The organism is Weissella paramesenteroides ATCC 33313, from assembly GCF_000160575.1.
Taxonomy (GTDB): Bacteria; Bacillota; Bacilli; order Lactobacillales; family Lactobacillaceae; genus Weissella; species Weissella paramesenteroides.
Genome location: NZ_GG697128.1, coordinates 188,200 through 205,735 on the forward strand (window position 1 = coordinate 188,200; position 17,536 = coordinate 205,735).

The following is a 17,536-nucleotide window of genomic DNA, read 5'->3' on the forward strand; positions in this document are numbered from 1 at the left end:
TGGTAAGTTCATGAATTTACGAAAGGCCTCAATTTGATTACCAACAGCAGTCGTAAATTGTCCATCAATTTCACCGGCATAATAACCATTAACCATCAAGCCATATTGAATTAGTTTGACTACCGCCCCCGTGGCACCTACCTTTAGCGTTGGTGTAGCTGAAATGGTTCCTGGCCCATAGACACCATTAGCACTACCTGCCAAGCCAATTTCAACTTGTAGTGCATAAATCAATGCCGTATTGGTATCACGTTGATAAATACCATCACATGGTAGAATACCAAAGTATTTATGGTATTTACCATTCAAATACTGTTGCATCTTACGGACTTGTTCCGTACCACCAAACACTAACCCAAATGCGCTCATATCAAACAAGGCTTTCATGAGTTGTGTGGTCATCTTACCATCTGCTGTTACTCCAGCCTGTCGCTGCAAGTTTTCAATTGCACTTGTTGTTTCGTTTGTATACTTACCATCTAGTGCACTAGGTGAGATACCTTTTGCCCAAAAAGCTCCTTGGATTAATTTAACTAAATTACCTGAATAACCGTTCTTTAATTTTCCTAGTACCTTACTAACGGCATTTTCAGTGGCTTCACCAAATCCTGAAGCCACCGGGCTAATACCCACTTCATGCTGTAAACCTTCACGTAACGCATATATTGTTGGCCAACCAGTCTGACCATTTTCAGTTACTTTTTGATAGCCACTAACGTTTTTATAAGTCTTATTTAACCATTCTTGTGTTTTCTTGACTTGCTCATCCATTATAGTATCTCCTTAAATAGTTAGGTTAGGTTTAATTGATTTAACAAAACATTAGCGCTAATAGAAATGATCAATCAATAAATTAAGTTTAACCTAACAAACAAAGAAAGTACATGATTTTATCTCGATAAATTAAGATTATCCTGATTTATCAATTCGATTTTAGATAAAAATATCCCATAAATTTTTAATTTATGGGATACCAATTACCTATTTACTTATTAATTAAAATATTATTTGTTCATTAGAGTTCTTGCCAAATGGACCGGTAGTTTAATATTGTTATTGAAAATTTCCAAATCCTGTATCACACCAATTTGATAAATTCTTACGGATTCTTGTTGCGTTGTTTGTGCCGTGTGTAAACTAATACCAGCCTCTTTCAAAACACGACGCATGTGTCCCGCTGTAGTAGCTAAACGAAATTTGCCATCTTTATAATTTACATAATCATATTTTTTATCTGGGTTACTAACATAACTCGTGCTACCCATTAAAATAATTTTTTCTTCATCAGGTGCCCCCATATATACTTCAGTGGGATCCAAATATGTTTTCTTAGGATCAATTTGTTTTAATCCATCATCAGCATGAACTGACAAATTTATTAAATTGATACCTAATATTAGTGACGTCATAACTACCAATATGTTACATATTTTTTTAACCCTCGGATTTCTCAAATCACCACACTCTTCTCTTTATTTAATTTTATGTTCTACATATCTATATTAGCCACATAGTATGTCGTACCGGATGTTGGTCGAAAAGTATAATATGTTGTTTTATTTTCGTAGCCAGTTACCTACTTTTCTTGACCAGGCTTTATGACCGTACCATTTAAATTACCAGTCTGATAATTATCATTAGCTTGCAATACATCTCCTACACGACCAGAATCTACATGTGTTGTCCACATTAGGTAAGCCCCCGTACCATATTGTGGTTGAAAAGCAAATCCTGCATATTGCCAGCCTGAGCCGCTAAATGGTTTCGACCAATACCCTTTTCCTTTATTTAAAACTTTCACATTATTGGCCGATACTGGTTTATTAATAAGCGGCCCTACAGATTTAATTGATTCTGGTGATTTAACAGCTGCTTCTGCCTGTTTTTGATTATTTTTCATTTTAGCAGCGTCTAATACTGGATATTGAGTTGTTTTATAATTTTGCTTATGGTGTTGCCACTTACTATCAATAATATCAAAATCTTGTTTACCAATCATATAACCATCGCCAACATCAACAATCGGTTCACTGTAATGTCTATTTTATTAACATGTAAAAGCTATTTGATAGCCAGTTAGTGTCCTTTATGACATTATTCTTGTCAAAGGAGAAGATTATGGAACTTAGTAATAAAATTAAAAAAAGACGAAAAGAACTCGGAATATCACAAGAAGAAGCGGCCAAAAAACTTTATATTTCTCGTCAAACACTTTCAAATTGGGAAAATGATAAAACTCTGCCAGATATAGATCACTTGATTGATATAAGTAATCTGTACGATCTTTCTTTAGATGAATTGATTAAAGAAGATACCTCTATAAAAAAGAAAATCATCATTAAAACCAAAACTGATAACCTTCTAATATCAATTGGCATGTTTATTACCTGTATTGGCTTTTTCCTACCGGACTCGCTTTCCTTTTTTGCTATGATAATTGGACTAGTATTAATCTTATTTAGCCAAAATATCAGCAAATTTCTTAGTAAATTCACTATACATACAAGGTAGTAATTATGCTATGCAGTAGCTATTTCCCCTACAATCGCTACTGTTCCCCCAAAATTAAATTTTTCACGATATTTGACACAGAAGTCAAGTTTCTTTAAATGTGTGTCTTCTTTGTGACACTTCATAAAGTATATCGAATATTTTCCCGTAATTATATCTTGTCTATGAATAAAATAGGAGCAAACAGTCCTAATGAATGCTTGTCTGTGAAAGAATTTGAACATAAGTATTTTATAGAGATGATAAATTTCAGTCAGCGCGCGATTACTTTCGCACCTGGAAATGAGGCTGGTAAATACCTTCCTGCATAAATACCATAAAATGGTATCCAATCATTACCTATGTATTTTTGCCAAAACCTACCATTCATTTGCTTCATCGGTCGCGCAAAAACATCTGGTTTACTTATATGTAATAAGATGTTTTGCGCGCACATACCAACTTGTTGAATATGATCTGCAATATTTCCCCGGGCATCTAATATATTGCGCTTTATGGAAATAACATAAAATGCATTCATAGATCTTGCACTCATAAACGAATATAGTCGGTTCATCTCAATATATGGAATACTTACTCCATTATCTCTGTTCAAATAGCACATATTATCAGTATCATTTTCGAATACTTGCACTTGCAATAAACCATCAGTATTTAATTTCATTATATCTAGTTCCATCTTGTACTGTTTAGATGCCAGTGAATATCCTCCAAAGTATTTACCACTATATCGATATAACAATGCTTGATGAAACTGTTCCAACTTCATTTCGTCCATCATATAGTTTTTGTCTGGCTGCGAATGCCTTAATACCACGACTCCATCGTAAGTATTATCTATAATGAATTTTGTATTAAAAAAAACATCGTCCAACAATTGAATGTTTTGTATTAAATGCCCCACCTCTAACAAACGTAATGTCAGTTGCAATTTTGTATAGTGACTATCATTAATTGGATTAGAAATAATTACTATATCACCATTTGATAAATGTAGATCATCCGACCAGTATTCTAAAATTTCACCCGTCCAACTGTCGCTAGAAATTAATCGTCCATCAATGATGATAAATAGCTGGCTCGTATACAATGATCTTGGTGAAGGATATGATTTGTGAGATAAGTAAGGTGTATCATACATTTCACCAACATTCGTAACTTGAGACAGTTTTAGAATCTCTCTTTGAAAACTTGTCAAATTGAATCCTTTACACACATTTTTCAAAAAAATGTTCAATACTGGAGCTTGACAATGTTGATCACTAGATACTTCGAGATTAGAGTAAGCGATATCATTAATTAAATCAAATTTGTCATAGTACATTTTATTCTCCTAAGCTAATGGAAACACTTTTGGTCGAAATACATTTTCGCGCATTTTTAACCGACTCATATTCAATTTAAAGTACATATTTTTAGCATTGGGCGAAAAAACCTTTAATGAAAACAAGGACAATTCTTGTAGTTCTGAATCTGTTAGATCTAATACCCATAACTCCTGATATGCTTCTTCTACAATAGTCATTAATTCTTTTTTAACGCTTTCCTTTTGTATATCTTCTATGGTAACTGTATCAATTCCGGCAACCATCCTACGGAACTCGCGCAAAGCCTGCACAGAACCCCAATAATAAATTTGATCGTTCAAATCGTAGATACCGTCCGTAATTGACAAAGTTTTTTTAATTTTTTCAGAAATATTGTTTTCAGTTAAATGATTGTTCTGTAAACTACGCGCTTCAGAAAATGATGTTTCCAATGCTTCAACAATATCTAATGCTGATCCAAATCCACTAAAACTAGTAAATTCATCATTGGTGGAGTCTTCTTTAACCAAAATTGTCCATACAAGGTAAATTTGAAATGGCTCTGCGTCAATCAAAAAACTTTGTACATAATAACCGTTTACATATTTAGGTATAACAGTATATTGATGATCTATTAGTATTAACTTACCTCTATCCCCCAGCCAAAAGGACAATAGCTTATCACGTTCTACAAGTTCTAACGTTGCACTATGTAACGCTTTTTTATACGTACTACCTAAAGCAGCCCCATTCGAATTTCCCCTGAAAACATGCCCATCATATGACCGCTCATCTAGATAATGTCCAAAAATATATGGTACTTGACGTAAGTTACCAGAAAAGTAATCAGTTGCAATATCATATCGACTCACTGCTTGGAATTCATTAACAAACCAATCAAACCCTAATCCCTCAAAATTAATGTTTTTGCCATTATTCACATCCATACTACTTTTCGAGCTTGTCCGTTCAACGAACTCATAAAAGGCTTTGGATTGATTGACCCAATCAAAATTTCCTAAAGTTTCATGTGATCCTTGAATACCCATTTGGTCTGGTGCGTAAAAATTTGCCACGTATGGTTTGTTTATCTGTCTATATTGATATTTTTCAGACTTTGCCAAAATTTGTCTATGCCACAAATAATTAATTAACTTGGTCATATATCAACTCCCCAACCAATACCGGTAATTGCTCCTCGTTGATAAAAGAAATTGAACCATTTCTTTTATCACTGACTACTATGCCTGATTCTCGAAATTCTAACTGCACATTAAGAGGGGATAATATTTGATTATAGGGAAGTAAATCGTCTATTTTTATTGTGTAATCTAAAATGGCATTACTATCAAATTGTCCAACAATGCTAGCAATTGCATTATCATAATTATCTGCAAATACATATACCATCTGTGGACTAGATAACAGTTTCCCTTTAACCCCAATTAATGATGTCTCTTTAACATCTTGAATAATTTCAACATGTAATTCATCAATAGCCATCAAATAATAATGATCACTCAAATTTCTTGTTACTGAAATAAATGTTCTAGTGTAATCGTTTAATTTGATTAGTACAATGCCTGTTTCGGATATAGTATTTTTTAATGTTTCAATATCATGTTCTAAAATTTGATTAACTGCTTGAATCAGTTGTGAAGTCACATCAGATTGAAATATAACCAATTGGTATTGCGAAAAAATAAGTGCCTCACTTGCAACTGAATAATAAACGAACAAACCCTCATCGTTAGAAAATGCCATATTTTTTTGATTTAAAATTTTTCTTCCTAGTTCAAATCCTATTTTTGTTTTACGATTAATAGTAACTGGTAGATCTTTTATTTTTATCAAAATACCAACTGTGATGAGAAATTGCTTGATATCATTTGAAATGCCATTAATCTCTTTGTCATCTAAATAAGTTTGTTGCGATAGTAGTTTCTGAATTTCTTGCCGTTGTGTATCGGAAAAAGGAATCTTCAGATTCAATTCACCATGATGAAAATACATAAATTTTTCTGTTTCTGTAATGAAAAATTCCCGGTTTATTCTCCAAGTTCCCATATGCGCTCCTTTCCAAATTCATGATAATACTCAATCGACTTACGAATATCATACCGTTGTGATGCAATAGCATAATTCAAAATATATTTATCAATAATGTTCAAGTTTAATAGGGTTAGGTTTTCATATAAAATATTGATATACCAGCGATTAAATATTAAAACCGCATTATGGGAAATTAAATCAACTTTTGTTTGGTTCGCATATGTCGCCTTATGCAATGCTGTGGCATAGTTATTAGGATTAAATTGATATGGACTCCAAAATGTAATTCCACCGGTTTTTACTCCCTGCTTCACATTTGGCAACACCGTCAAAATTTCCGACCATTCTTCTAAATCAGAAAATCGATTCATGTATTGTTGACAATAACGTTCTAAAAAATCTAAAAATTCAACACGGCGCTTTTTATCTAATCTCCCTACCATGTATGCCCATAAATGAGAAAGATGTGACTGTGTTCCCTCATATCCAAGAACACCTTGATTGTCCAAAGACTTCGCAACAAAATTAACAACAGGGAAAATATCTATGATTTTGACTGATGTAAAATACTTTGATTCAAATCGTTCGAAAAAAATACGATGTAATTTACGCACTAATTCCATCTGGTATTGATTTTGAAAAATTCGTTCCTCAGATGTAATCATGTCAATATTTTCATTTTTAAACATGCTCAAGGCGTCATTGATTTCTTGATTTGTTAAATTTTCAATTTGTATCCTGTGGGTTCCATCGTATGCACGACTAATATAGCCTGCAGATGTCAATCTAGCCATACGTACAACTGATTTTGTTAATGAATACTTTTCATTCAAGATAAGTTTATTATTTTTAAACTTCATTAGTAATGTGTACCTTCCTCATAATCTTAAAAAAAATTACTAACATGTTATTTTCAATTGTACGATTAATGCCAATCCAACGATTAATGCGCATGTGTAGCAATGAACGCCACACTTCTTGAGCATAAGAATTATTATATTTTTCTATAAGTTTTTCGATATACTCATTAGTTAGCTGATTTACATCCTGCGTCACTTGTTTTAACTCTTGCAATCCTTCTAAAATATTTGCAATATTTCCTTGAAATAATTTACTTTGATGTAAAACCATTTCTAAATTATTAAAATTAAATTTCCATCTATATAAGTCAAATGCTACCAACAATATTTTTTCATCAATTGAGAACTGATTTAAAACTTGCTGAACTGTCTTAGTTTGCACCGATTCTGCCACAAACACTGATTCCGCATTTGATATCAATTCATCACCATAACGGCTTTTCTCCGGAAAATACTGTCTAATCAATACTTCACTAACACCAGAAAACGACATACTATCACGTGCAATCGACGACACGTTTTCAGATGAAATTGGTATACGTAATCGAATTTGCCAGCCTATTGTATCAACATATCTAACAAAAAAATAACGATTAATCCGTGTTTTAGCGTAGGACAACATTTCATCCAACACTGCATCTATGTTCTGTTTACGTACAACAATCACAATGGTTTTCCAATCCAAATTAGGAATTTTCGGATAATTAAACATAGGTTCAAAATTATTTTCAATTTTTCTAGTACCCGTTGTAACTGATACAAAAGTATTGTTTCTTAACGCATCGGATGATTCTAACTCTACATCTTGTACAATATAAATAAAATTTTTTTTAATTAAACTTTTTTCTAACAAACATTGACCGATTGGACTATTTAAGTTGATTGGGAATTTTTGACCGTTTTCTAATATGCTAAACAGATTCGGTACTACTTTATGCATTCGTAATTGATCAATTAACCCTTCTGCTTGATTCTTGTTCTGAATTTTTGACGTAACTATTTGCCAAGTTTTGGGGGCAATAATTATGTTTTTATATCGAATCTCTGGTATAAATGAATTAGCCCTAATGGCAGGCAAATAGATGTTTGAATTTGGCAGATTCAACATATAATTTGACAAAGACTGTAAAAAATGTGCGAGTCCACTTTCAACATCATAATCATAAGAGATGGCTGTTGGATTATAGGGAATGACACACTGATTATCATTTCGATTAATAATAACTAGCTCTCCCTTGACAACAACAATTGATAAATCAGAAACTTGCAAATCACTTTCATTTTTTGTTAGTGAACTCATTTTTATCTTATTTTCAGAATTCGTTGCATACATGCCTAATTCTGGCGCATAACTTGCCACCACATCAATTGCATAAAACATTTTGGGCTGTTGCGCAACAAAATAATTTGTGTATGCTGTTAGATATGCATTTTCAGCGACCGAAAACAAACCAATTAGTTCAGCGTTACCCTTTTGTCGTTCTTCCACACCAACTGTTAACTTTATTTTAAATAAATCATTATTTGCTACATTCAACTTTTGCTCTATTTTCTGTAAATCTTGATCGGTCAATTCGACAATGTCATTAAACATTTGATTTATAGGTATCCAATCAATTGGCGTGATAGTTTTTATCAAATTATTTTTTTTTCGAAATTCATTATAATTTTGATAGGCTTCTTTTAAATCAACCTTGTGCCTTTCTCCATATTGATCAGTAAAATGTTTAACCCAAGTGCCAATTAATGTATGTTGTCTATTTATGTATTGTACTTTTCTTAGTATTGTTACAACACGATTAAGATTACCCAAATATTCAATTTTTTCTTTACTTGCCTTTGTGGACTGTGGTACCTGTTTTTCTTTTATTTTTGCTGTTAGCTCAGCCATTGATTGGCTGTTTTTAGCAACCAGTAAACCCTTTCGAATTAAAAAATTAACGATTTCATCATGATGAAATTCATCTTGGCTGTTGACTCCATCAATTGCTCTGACTAAGAATTGCCCTAACATTGATTGTTTTGCTACTACAAATGGCATTGCATTTTCTTCATCAACTGCAATATAGGCGTCAAACTCAAAATTAACTTCATTATTCACAACACGGTCGGACAACCATAAAGTCTCATTTTCATTTTTCCAATCTTCAAAAATTTTTTCATGCATTTGTTGTATTTCTTGGTGTAAATTTTCTTTATCTGCAATAACATCACGCTTGTTATTAAAAGTTCCAAAATCATTGCGTACTGTTGTTTTGCTAGTCATTCGTAAAAATTTACCAAATCGTGCGATATCGGATTGATGATAATTATCTAGTAAAAATTTATCAACCTGCTGTTTTTGGGCATCATTATTTAGTAAATAGAAGTCTCGTGCCTGTTTCAATGTTAAATTACTATGCCTTTTAAAAACTCCACCTCGCATCCTATCACCTCCTACTTTTCAAAAGAATTAATACTTTTACGCAAAATAATAAGCGGTATAAATAACATAATAGTCAATAGCGCATAAATTCCCCAAGCAAATTGAACACCAACAGCTGAAGATATAGATCCAAAAAAAGCAATCATCACAACCGGCAAAGTTAATGACACAGAATTAATTAATCCTAATACCATGCCAATTTGCGTATTCCCCAAATTTCGCATTAAATTACCATAGAATCTTGGCGATAATTTAGCTAGCGTGTATCCTAGTGCTGCAACTCCAACAACAATCATCTCGCCATTTCCAGATAAAAATGCTATTGACATAGCAAATTGAACAAGCAAATGAATAAATAGCAAATGTGATAAAACCAAGCGCTTAAACACATCATATGTCCATAAGGAGCTCACAAACATAGCAACTGAAAAAGTTGAAGTAACTAAGAAAAACATTTCACTAAAATTAAAATTCCATAACACCACATGATTACGTAGCGATAAAACAAACAATACATTTGTTGACGCCCCTAATCCATTGATTACAATCAAATATGACAAAACAGATTTAATCCCCGGTAATTTTCGTATTTCTTGAATGCCTAATAGCATACGCTTCATAAAATTTGATAAGTTTTGTGTTTGTTGATTACCTGTTTGATTTTTTTCTGGTTCTCTAATCTGTTTCCGCGACAAAAATACAATTAGTCCAGACAAAGCAAACGTCGCCGCATTTAAAATAGCAAAATATGAAAAATTATTATTAACTAAAGCGAGTAATGCCAAACCCATACCACCACCGACTAGATCAATTAAAACGCTCATGCTTTGAGAAAACCCTGCCGCTTCTTGAAATTCATCACCTTCCAAGTTGGCCTTTAATAAATGGTTGTAAATACCCGAGCGAACCCCCCCAAAAAAATCCGACAAAACATTTAAAAATAGCATAATTGCAATAAACAATATCGTTGGTTGCTGGATAATTAAAGCAACAATAATATATATAATTGTTTGGACCCAGCGAATTATAGCAAAAGCTTTTATCTTATGCTTTGTATGATCTGCAATATCCCCAGTTAATGCCCCCATGAGAATCGGAACCCAATTCAATATCGATATAACTGTAATCCAAATTTCTGCATGTTCGACTTTATTAATATAAACAATAAAAGCAAAATTGAAGAGCGTCGTGCCTAAAATATTCAATATATTGGAAAATGCTAAACTTCTAAAAACACGGTTGTTAAGTAATAACTTCATCCCAAAATCTCCTTGCTCCCCAACAAAATTTATGTATTTGAAAAAATACTGATAGTATTTTTTCAAAAGTCTGTTTCACAACTTCAATCTTGTAACTTTAATCACCCTCTCTGGGAACAACTACTGAACACGAATTATTACCAATACTGGCTCCCAATTCATCCAGCAGAGTATCCACTGTCGTTAACTCTGCTTCAAGTCCCATTGATTGCAATTTTTGAATCATCTTCTGTTCCATGATAAGTTCCTCCTGGTTGATACCAAACTTCCCAATACTAGCAATTGTTACATCAACGTTATGTTTGTTTCACGTTGATGCACTCATTATACAATGTTATATTATAATGAGAGAATAATGTGAATATTTGCAATTAAAAAGGAGATTTATATGGGCGATTTTAATAATAGAAGAATAAAAGTTGGAAATGCGTTGCATAAAATGAGAAAAAATAAGAAACTATCCTTATCAGATTTTTCAGATATTGGTTTGTCCCCATCATTTTTATCCCGTGTCGAGAACGGTGAAAGCGGTATTAGTTTGGACCGTTTATACATTTTATTGAACAAACTAGATGTTTCCTTTACTGAATTTACAAACGAAACGGATTTAAATACTTATCTAGAATTTACAACTGCGTATCATACTATTAAGTCAGCAAGCTATTCGCAGAACCTTCCTGAATTAATCACATTATTACATATGTATCAAAACTTACATCATGAAACAAGAGGATCCTCATATGAACACTTAGCGCTTATTACTGAAGCACAAATTAACAATTTCACCTCAACCAATTTGTCTAAGTATAAAATCAAAAAATTGAGTGATCATCTTTTTAACATCGACATTTGGTATCAGTATGATTTGATGCTTCTTGCGGGTACAATAAGACAGCTCCCTCTACAGACAGCATCTGTTTTTGTCGACGATCTATTTAAAAAACTGGACAGACAAACAACTGAAAGTATGCATACTGAACTGATTTTTCAAATTATCAGTCAGTTAATATTAATGTTCATTGATTACTCCGATTTTAGTTCTGCTCACCGTACCATAGAACATTTAGGCATGGTTATTAAAAGTTCACACCAAGTTCACTATAGTACTAAAACTAAACTACTATTTTACAAGGGCATCTTACAGATTATATCTGGACATAAAAATGGCATACATCAATGTCAAAAGGCAATTGAAATAATCAACCTACTTGATGACAATCAATCAATCGGCTTGTATTATCAAAAATATTTGAATAATTTTTCAAGCTGTAGTCACAAACATATTCCCTAATTATCTGCTGGACCTACCAGACTAAAGTATTTGTATACTGATAAAAATGACATCATTCAACAAATTTTAGCGGGACCGTATTCATAAAATTCAAATAACCCTTATACTTAAATATTTAAAAAAGCTGATATTCACACATTTCCGTTTATTGATGCAAGAGGAAATATACAGAACCCTTTTCCCATTTGTAGAAATAGAATCGCTAACGGTCACAGGAATTGTTTATCAGTAGCGTAAAACTTCTTTGAGAGAAGGGTTGAGATGAAAATAGTTAAATTTCATAGTTCAGACCACAAATATTACCAACAAAATTTGCAACTACGCGATGCAATTCTAAGACAACCAATTGGCAAAACAATTTCTTTGAATGATTTAGAAATTGAAATGGATAACGATTTTTATGGTTCGATAGTAGATGATAAATTATTAGCAACACTCAGCGTTTATGCTGAACAATCCTATGTGGCACACTTGACCGCTTTTTCGGTTAAGACGCATTTTCAAAAATAAGGTCTGGGTACACGCTTGCTAAAATTCACAATTGCAGATCTAAGGCAAAGCAGTTTCACACAAATTAAGGTTAATGTACGAGCTTCAGCTAAAGAGTTTTATACCAAAAATAGTTTTACTATCGTTAGCGAGAAATATCATAATCAACAGTTATACATTGATGATTATGCAATGAGTTACCAAATAAAATAAGTTGCAAAGCTTCTAATTATATTTTATTTCTGAAAAACTAACTAATTAAAATTAATAATTATAGGGGTTATTTTTGACAAATCACCCCTCGAAAATCTTGCTAAAATAACCCCTCATCTCTATACTAATGAGATGAGGGGTTATTTTAGTTTTATTATGATTAATAGCTACTTTAATTAATCATTTTTTCGATAACTTTTTGACTGGTTTTGACCAGGAAACAACCGATCATGCGATCCAACTCGGATACCAATTAACACTAATTCATCTTGATCAATCGTATAAACTACCAAAACATCATTGATGTCATTTGGCGTTTTATTTTTAGGCGTATCTCGCAAATGAAATTCGTTATATCCAGTCATTCGTCGTTGCAGTTCATGGTCGCCAAACTCAGATGGCAATTGTTGCTGTTCAAGTAACAGGTCGATTGCTGCTCGAACTTCATCTACTATGGTCTGATCAAGCATAGCCAACCGTTTTAGATCCGCATTAAAGGTGGCACGTGGTTTAAATCTTAATTTTTTCATGCTTTAAATTGATTCCAATACTCATCATTTGATTCAACAATGTCATCATCAGGTAGCACATGTCGTTGAATTAGTTGATCACGTGCTACTGCATATTCTAATGAACCTTCCTTCGCTTTTAAGGCTCTCTCTAACCATTCCATTTTTTCTTGTGAAATAACGGCTACGGCTCGCTGATTTGAACGTGCAATATAGACCGTTTCTTCTTCGCTATTTACTTTATCTAAATATTCTTTGAGGTTAGCGCGGAAATCGCTTTGTGTTAATGCTAATGTCATTATTGTCGCCCTCCTTTTGTACTTAATATTGTACATTATTTTGTACAAAATATCAAAAAATAAACTTCAGGAGAAAAACATGCAACAAATTGTCCTACCCATCAAAGACACCAACGTCCTCAAAGACGTCCAAAATACCCTATTAGATAGTTTCAAAGCCGGTCAACGTAATTACACGATCTTTCAAGTAGGTAAAGCCACACTACTACGGGTTAGTGATGTTATGCGCCTCAAACAACAAGACGTTTTTAATCCGGATGGTACTGTGAAACAAACAGCTTTTATTCACGATAAAAAAACCGGTAAAGCCAATACCCTTTACTTAAAGCCCATTCAAAATGACTTAATCCAATACCAACAGTGGCTAATACAACAAAACTTAGTTTCCACCTGGTTATTTCCTTCAACTCAACATCCTGACCAACATATTACCGAAAAACAATTCTATAAAATCATGGCTAAAGTTGGTGATCTCTTAAATATCAATTATCTAGGCACTCACACCATGCGTAAAACTGGCGCTTATCGTGTCTATATCCAATCAAACTACAATATCGGCTTAGTCATGCACCTGTTAAACCACAGTAGTGAAGCTATGACCTTAGCCTATTTAGGGTTGGATCAAGCCAGCACCGAAGCTATGTTAGATAACATTGACTTTGGTTAATATTCGAGACTGTTCAACCAACTGAAAGGAGCTTAACTATGAACATTGACTTTACTAAGTATTACCATGAATTATTTGAAGATTGGCATGCTAACGAGACAAAAGCATCTTTTACAAGAAAAATGACCACTTATGCCCAAAATGAAAAAGATCACTTACCAACTTTATTATCACGAAGTGATCTAAAACAGCGTTGGGACATGAACTCAAGACAAAGTGTGCATCAAGCAGTTAATAAACCTGATTTCCCGCAACCAGTTTATACATTTAACCAAGGTAAAGTGACTTTATATCTTGAAACTGATATTCAAATTTTTGAAATCAATCATCCTTGGTTAATTACCCGCGGAAACCGTCTAGCATATAGCCACTGGATTCTTAGAAACGTGATTGATAACTAACCCTCATTTTCATTAAGTTGGCGCAGCCTTCTCATACCAAAATACAGAACAATTTATTTTAAATTGTTTAGCCCTTGACGTATGTCAAGGGTGTAAGTGCGCATTGAAACTATATTTTAGTTTCTGCTGACTATTAAATATTCATACAGTTATTCAAAAATTCTTACATACTTTTAAATTTTAAGTATTCGCATATAATTAAACTAAAATAACATAAAAATAATCCATAATCAGGAAGGTACAAAAATAGTGACAAAAACAATAAGAGAATTGGCAAACGAGCTAAATGTGTCAAAACAAACTATTCAATACCACTACCAAAGATTATCACCAAAGGATCAGCAAAAAGACACCAACGGAAGAAACGTAATCAATCAACATACAGAAGAAATCATACGTAACAAAGTGACAAAGACTTTGTCGACTAACAACACAACAAACACTGACAAAGATAACAAAGAAACAAAAGATAATTCAGCAGCTCTAATACTATCTTTAGAGGCACAGATAGAAGATTTAAAAAGCGAACGCGACAAACAATTTGCCACCAAAGACAAACAAATTGCTAGCAAAGACCGACAAATAGATAGTCTAACAAAACTACTAGATCAATCACAACAATTGCAACTAATGGCAGAGAAAAAGATCAAAGAATTACAAAAAATAGAACAACCAAAAACTGAAGATACAGTAAAAGAAAATACAGTAACTGAACCAACTAATTCTAATAATCAAAACGAAACAACAAAAGCGCCTAAAAAATGGTGGCAATTCTGGAACTAAACAAGATAAAAAATAAAGTCTTCTTACTGATAGTCGTAGTTTTCAGTAAGAAGACTTTATTTTTTATCTCTATTCATACAACCAAGTTTAAACATAAAATAGTTAATGCTTAAACTCTAATCCATCGCCAGCACGACGATGCTTTTTATTCAGTAGGTCAGCTTTACGCCGTTCTTGATAAGCTGCAAAGTCTTTGGAATATTGACTAGATTCATCAAACTCGGAACGAATATCTGATTGGATTACATCATCAATTTGGCGAGCTGGACCAAATGACGTGACATTTTCCAAATATTGCATAGCTGCAATAAACGACACCAGTTCTTTGATGTCTTCAATCTTCGTTTCAAGTTGAAAATTAATATCGGCTAAGATTGGATCTGGCTCATTTAAACTGCCAATCGCATCTAACAGCTCACCATAAGATAACGTCGTATTCTTCACATTCAAAACCACCTGATTAACAAAAAATTCTAAAGCAAACCGATACAAGCCCGCATTATTATCTGGTTCAACACCAACTTCTGGGTGTTTAGCTAACCAAGCTTTTAAAGCCTCACGATACCAAATTTCTCGTTCACTAGTTGAAACGGCAATCTGTTTTGGTTGCTGATCTGTTGCGGTAGGATCATGCTCTAAAATATCCCTCACGCGCAAGATACCACGCACTTCATTCTCTATTTCGGCCTTCTTTTTTTCCTGCTTATCAGCTTTCGCAAATTCTGTGCGTAAATATCGGGTACGCCGTTCATTCTTCAACGCCAAAGCTGCTCTAAACTCTTTTAATGTACTCATTCTGAAATCCCCCCAACATTATCATCATACATATACTTAATCATCAAATTAATCTGCTCTGCTAAGACCCGAATGTCATGCCCAATCGCAACAGATGATTCACGTTGCACAGCCGCTAACGTCTCTAAATGCCGATTCACATCATCAATCGGCTCTAATAACACTTCCGTTGCATTCGTCAGTTTAACCGTCTTCGTAAAGTAACTAATCATACTAACTAATAACGTATTACGAGACACCTGATTACGTGCGGCCTCATCATTTAACAAACTCACCATTTCTGGTGTTAAGCCACGAATTAAAATCGATTCCACCAATAAAACCTCCGCTAAAAGACCTCAGATCAGACCACAATCAGAAACAGGTTAAGGGGCAATCCTACCACGATGTGCTAGAACCCCGCTGTGCGGGGATTTCAAACGATATCACCACAAATTAAAAAATCACCCATTCCTAATGATTGAACTAATCATTAACTACATATCCAACTAACCCTAAACTAACGACCAACTAGCTATTTAATAACTAGCCAACTAATTAAATACTCAGTCTAAGACTAACTATGCCCACAGTATAAAACTAATGATTAACTCAATGTAAAAATGCCCCACCCAATGAAAACCAACAAAAAAGCTAGCAACCTGTTACCATTAACAAGTTACTAGCTCTTACTTTTTCAAGCGCAATTTTCGCAAAAACTCCCAAATAGACACCACACCAACTGACAAAAAACCGACAATTTCAGACAACCATGTCTGCTCCCAAAGTTGTTGAAAAAATTGTCCCAATTTATAACGAAACTTTCGCATAAAATACCACCAACCTTTAAAAAAATAAATCAGTACTTGATCAAACGAGACTCATCCTTAAACCCCACGCCCCCAGAATAACATACTAGTCTATCAGTTAATCGTTATGACCAGCTCGCAAAGCTCTCTCTCGACACTCCACCAACTTCCCCTAAATGGGGCAATTGGTGAAATTCATTATGTGCATCTCATAACGACTGACTTTCGTCACAGTAGATTATGTGCAAACTATCCCTTACAACCCATTTGCTTGTGTTTTGACGTTGTTTAATAACCAAGCATGCCCGATTACCCGACACATGCTTTAAAATGGTCGCTCAATGCGTTTGAGCAACACAACTTTTGTTATTTGGTAACTGTTTAACCCCTTACACAAGACTAGGACTACTGACTTCGATTCATTACTGAATCAGTTTTTCCGCAGGCTTTATGTCTTCATTACGGCGCAACCCGTAACCGGACCCTAACTAGCTATTCCATGCCTGGACTAATCAAGATCTCTTCTCCATTTCTCTCTTTATACTGTCCATGGAGCATACAGTAAGGGTCTTCACTTGCCGTCCTAGTTCCCGCCTAGGCTTCTTTTTAGCTGCGTGAGTGATACGCTGGTTGGATAACGGGCAACACTAATTCCCGGCAAAGAAAAAGACTTTGTGGTTCTCTCATCAAGATCCACAAAGTCCGTTGTAATCGTCTTTGTCGGGGTTCCCCGTATACTTTTTGTGTTCATATCGTGTTCATTTTAGTTTACACTGTGTCCAGATATGGTATACTTTAAAGTATAAATCTTGATGTGATTCGGCACATCAAGTCACACCAAGTGGGCCGGCAAGCCCGACAAGGTATTACTAATAAAAAGCACTCTC

General features: G+C 33.9%; 21 protein-coding genes. 6 read left to right on the forward strand and 15 right to left on the reverse strand.

From position 1 onward, the window contains the following. The 3 genes from HMPREF0877_RS00875 to HMPREF0877_RS09770 all read right to left on the reverse strand — a co-directional run. The coding region (locus HMPREF0877_RS00875; RefSeq protein ID WP_002827204.1) for a peptidoglycan-binding domain-containing protein at positions 1 to 771 on the reverse strand (771 nt) is incomplete at its 3' end. A gap of 233 nt (positions 772 to 1,004) precedes the next feature. Next, positions 1,005 to 1,409, reverse strand: coding sequence for a hypothetical protein (locus HMPREF0877_RS00880; protein ID WP_002827206.1), 405 nt, complete (start codon positions 1,407 to 1,409; stop codon positions 1,005 to 1,007). A 167-nt stretch (positions 1,410 to 1,576) separates the two neighbouring features. Continuing rightward, on the reverse strand, positions 1,577 to 1,999 hold the full coding sequence (locus HMPREF0877_RS09770) for a hypothetical protein (protein ID WP_002827207.1): 423 nt from the start codon (positions 1,997 to 1,999) through the stop codon (positions 1,577 to 1,579). Between the two features lie 119 nt (positions 2,000 to 2,118). On the opposite strand from HMPREF0877_RS09770, the gene HMPREF0877_RS00890 reads away from it, so the two are divergent. Beyond that, positions 2,119 to 2,511 carry a helix-turn-helix transcriptional regulator gene (locus tag HMPREF0877_RS00890; RefSeq protein ID WP_040760137.1) on the forward strand — a complete coding sequence of 131 codons (393 nt, stop codon included), beginning with the start codon at positions 2,119 to 2,121 and terminating at the stop codon, positions 2,509 to 2,511. 253 nt (positions 2,512 to 2,764) lie between these two features. Here the strand turns inward: HMPREF0877_RS00890 and HMPREF0877_RS00895 are convergent, their stop codons facing one another. The 7 genes from HMPREF0877_RS00895 to HMPREF0877_RS10050 all read right to left on the reverse strand — a co-directional run bounded on the left by HMPREF0877_RS00895 (position 2,765) and on the right by HMPREF0877_RS10050 (position 10,652). Beyond that, a complete protein-coding gene (locus tag HMPREF0877_RS00895) occupies positions 2,765 to 3,835 on the reverse strand; it encodes a hypothetical protein (protein ID WP_002827210.1) in 1,071 nt (356 codons plus the stop codon). A 9-nt stretch (positions 3,836 to 3,844) separates the two neighbouring features. Continuing rightward, positions 3,845 to 4,981 carry a YcaO-like family protein gene (locus HMPREF0877_RS00900; protein WP_002827211.1) on the reverse strand — a complete coding sequence of 379 codons (1,137 nt, stop codon included), beginning with the start codon at positions 4,979 to 4,981 and terminating at the stop codon, positions 3,845 to 3,847. Continuing rightward, positions 4,965 to 5,885 (reverse strand): hypothetical protein, encoded by a 921-nt coding sequence (locus HMPREF0877_RS00905; protein ID WP_002827212.1) that lies wholly within the window; start codon positions 5,883 to 5,885, stop codon positions 4,965 to 4,967. The genes HMPREF0877_RS00900 and HMPREF0877_RS00905 overlap by 17 nt, the downstream gene beginning before the upstream one ends. Beyond that, a complete protein-coding gene (locus tag HMPREF0877_RS00910; protein WP_002827213.1) occupies positions 5,867 to 6,730 on the reverse strand; it encodes a hypothetical protein in 864 nt (287 codons plus the stop codon). The genes HMPREF0877_RS00905 and HMPREF0877_RS00910 overlap by 19 nt, the downstream gene beginning before the upstream one ends. Next, on the reverse strand, positions 6,720 to 9,116 hold the full coding sequence (locus tag HMPREF0877_RS00915; protein WP_187359851.1) for a thiopeptide-type bacteriocin biosynthesis protein: 2,397 nt from the start codon (positions 9,114 to 9,116) through the stop codon (positions 6,720 to 6,722). The genes HMPREF0877_RS00910 and HMPREF0877_RS00915 overlap by 11 nt, the downstream gene beginning before the upstream one ends. A 50-nt stretch (positions 9,117 to 9,166) precedes the next feature. Then, a complete protein-coding gene (locus tag HMPREF0877_RS00920) occupies positions 9,167 to 10,414 on the reverse strand; it encodes an MFS transporter (RefSeq protein ID WP_040760141.1) in 1,248 nt (415 codons plus the stop codon). A 97-nt stretch (positions 10,415 to 10,511) separates the two neighbouring features. Further along, the gene (locus HMPREF0877_RS10050; RefSeq protein ID WP_002827217.1) at positions 10,512 to 10,652 is read right to left on the reverse strand and encodes a hypothetical protein; all 141 of its coding nucleotides are present in this window, start codon (positions 10,650 to 10,652) and stop codon (positions 10,512 to 10,514) included. A 150-nt stretch (positions 10,653 to 10,802) separates the two neighbouring features. Between HMPREF0877_RS10050 and HMPREF0877_RS00925 the strand changes: the two genes are divergently transcribed. Continuing rightward, a complete protein-coding gene (locus HMPREF0877_RS00925) occupies positions 10,803 to 11,705 on the forward strand; it encodes a helix-turn-helix domain-containing protein (protein ID WP_002827218.1) in 903 nt (300 codons plus the stop codon). Between the two features lie 261 nt (positions 11,706 to 11,966). After that, complete coding sequence (locus HMPREF0877_RS10325; RefSeq protein ID WP_002827219.1) at positions 11,967 to 12,215, forward strand: hypothetical protein; 249 nt, start codon at positions 11,967 to 11,969, stop codon at positions 12,213 to 12,215. A 368-nt stretch (positions 12,216 to 12,583) separates the two neighbouring features. Here HMPREF0877_RS10325 and HMPREF0877_RS00935 read toward each other — a convergent pair whose 3' ends face one another. Together HMPREF0877_RS00935 and HMPREF0877_RS00940 are read right to left on the reverse strand one after the other, a co-directional pair. Further along, on the reverse strand, positions 12,584 to 12,937 hold the full coding sequence (locus HMPREF0877_RS00935) for a type II toxin-antitoxin system YafQ family toxin (protein ID WP_002827220.1): 354 nt from the start codon (positions 12,935 to 12,937) through the stop codon (positions 12,584 to 12,586). After that, positions 12,934 to 13,215 carry a type II toxin-antitoxin system Phd/YefM family antitoxin gene (locus HMPREF0877_RS00940; RefSeq protein ID WP_040760144.1) on the reverse strand — a complete coding sequence of 94 codons (282 nt, stop codon included), beginning with the start codon at positions 13,213 to 13,215 and terminating at the stop codon, positions 12,934 to 12,936. Before HMPREF0877_RS00940 ends, HMPREF0877_RS00935 begins: the two co-directional genes overlap by 4 nt. A gap of 79 nt (positions 13,216 to 13,294) precedes the next feature. Between HMPREF0877_RS00940 and HMPREF0877_RS00945 the strand changes: the two genes are divergently transcribed. The 3 genes from HMPREF0877_RS00945 (at position 13,295) to HMPREF0877_RS00955 (ending at position 15,066) form a co-directional block, all read left to right on the forward strand. Continuing rightward, the gene (locus HMPREF0877_RS00945) at positions 13,295 to 13,882 is read left to right on the forward strand and encodes a site-specific integrase (protein ID WP_040760146.1); all 588 of its coding nucleotides are present in this window, start codon (positions 13,295 to 13,297) and stop codon (positions 13,880 to 13,882) included. A gap of 38 nt (positions 13,883 to 13,920) precedes the next feature. Further along, on the forward strand, positions 13,921 to 14,283 hold the full coding sequence (locus tag HMPREF0877_RS00950) for a hypothetical protein (RefSeq protein ID WP_002827223.1): 363 nt from the start codon (positions 13,921 to 13,923) through the stop codon (positions 14,281 to 14,283). A gap of 249 nt (positions 14,284 to 14,532) precedes the next feature. After that, positions 14,533 to 15,066, forward strand: a complete 534-nt coding sequence (locus HMPREF0877_RS00955) for a hypothetical protein (protein WP_002827224.1) — start codon at positions 14,533 to 14,535, stop codon at positions 15,064 to 15,066. 102 nt (positions 15,067 to 15,168) lie between these two features. Here the strand turns inward: HMPREF0877_RS00955 and HMPREF0877_RS00960 are convergent, their stop codons facing one another. From HMPREF0877_RS00960 to HMPREF0877_RS10055, 3 genes are all read right to left on the reverse strand, one after another. Beyond that, complete coding sequence (locus tag HMPREF0877_RS00960) at positions 15,169 to 15,861, reverse strand: hypothetical protein (RefSeq protein WP_002827225.1); 693 nt, start codon at positions 15,859 to 15,861, stop codon at positions 15,169 to 15,171. After that, a complete protein-coding gene (locus HMPREF0877_RS00965) occupies positions 15,858 to 16,175 on the reverse strand; it encodes a hypothetical protein (RefSeq protein WP_040760148.1) in 318 nt (105 codons plus the stop codon). Before HMPREF0877_RS00965 ends, HMPREF0877_RS00960 begins: the two co-directional genes overlap by 4 nt. Positions 16,176 to 16,529: 354 nt before the next feature. After that, a complete protein-coding gene (locus HMPREF0877_RS10055; RefSeq protein WP_002827227.1) occupies positions 16,530 to 16,670 on the reverse strand; it encodes a hypothetical protein in 141 nt (46 codons plus the stop codon). Positions 16,671 to 17,536: the final 866 nt, after the last annotated feature.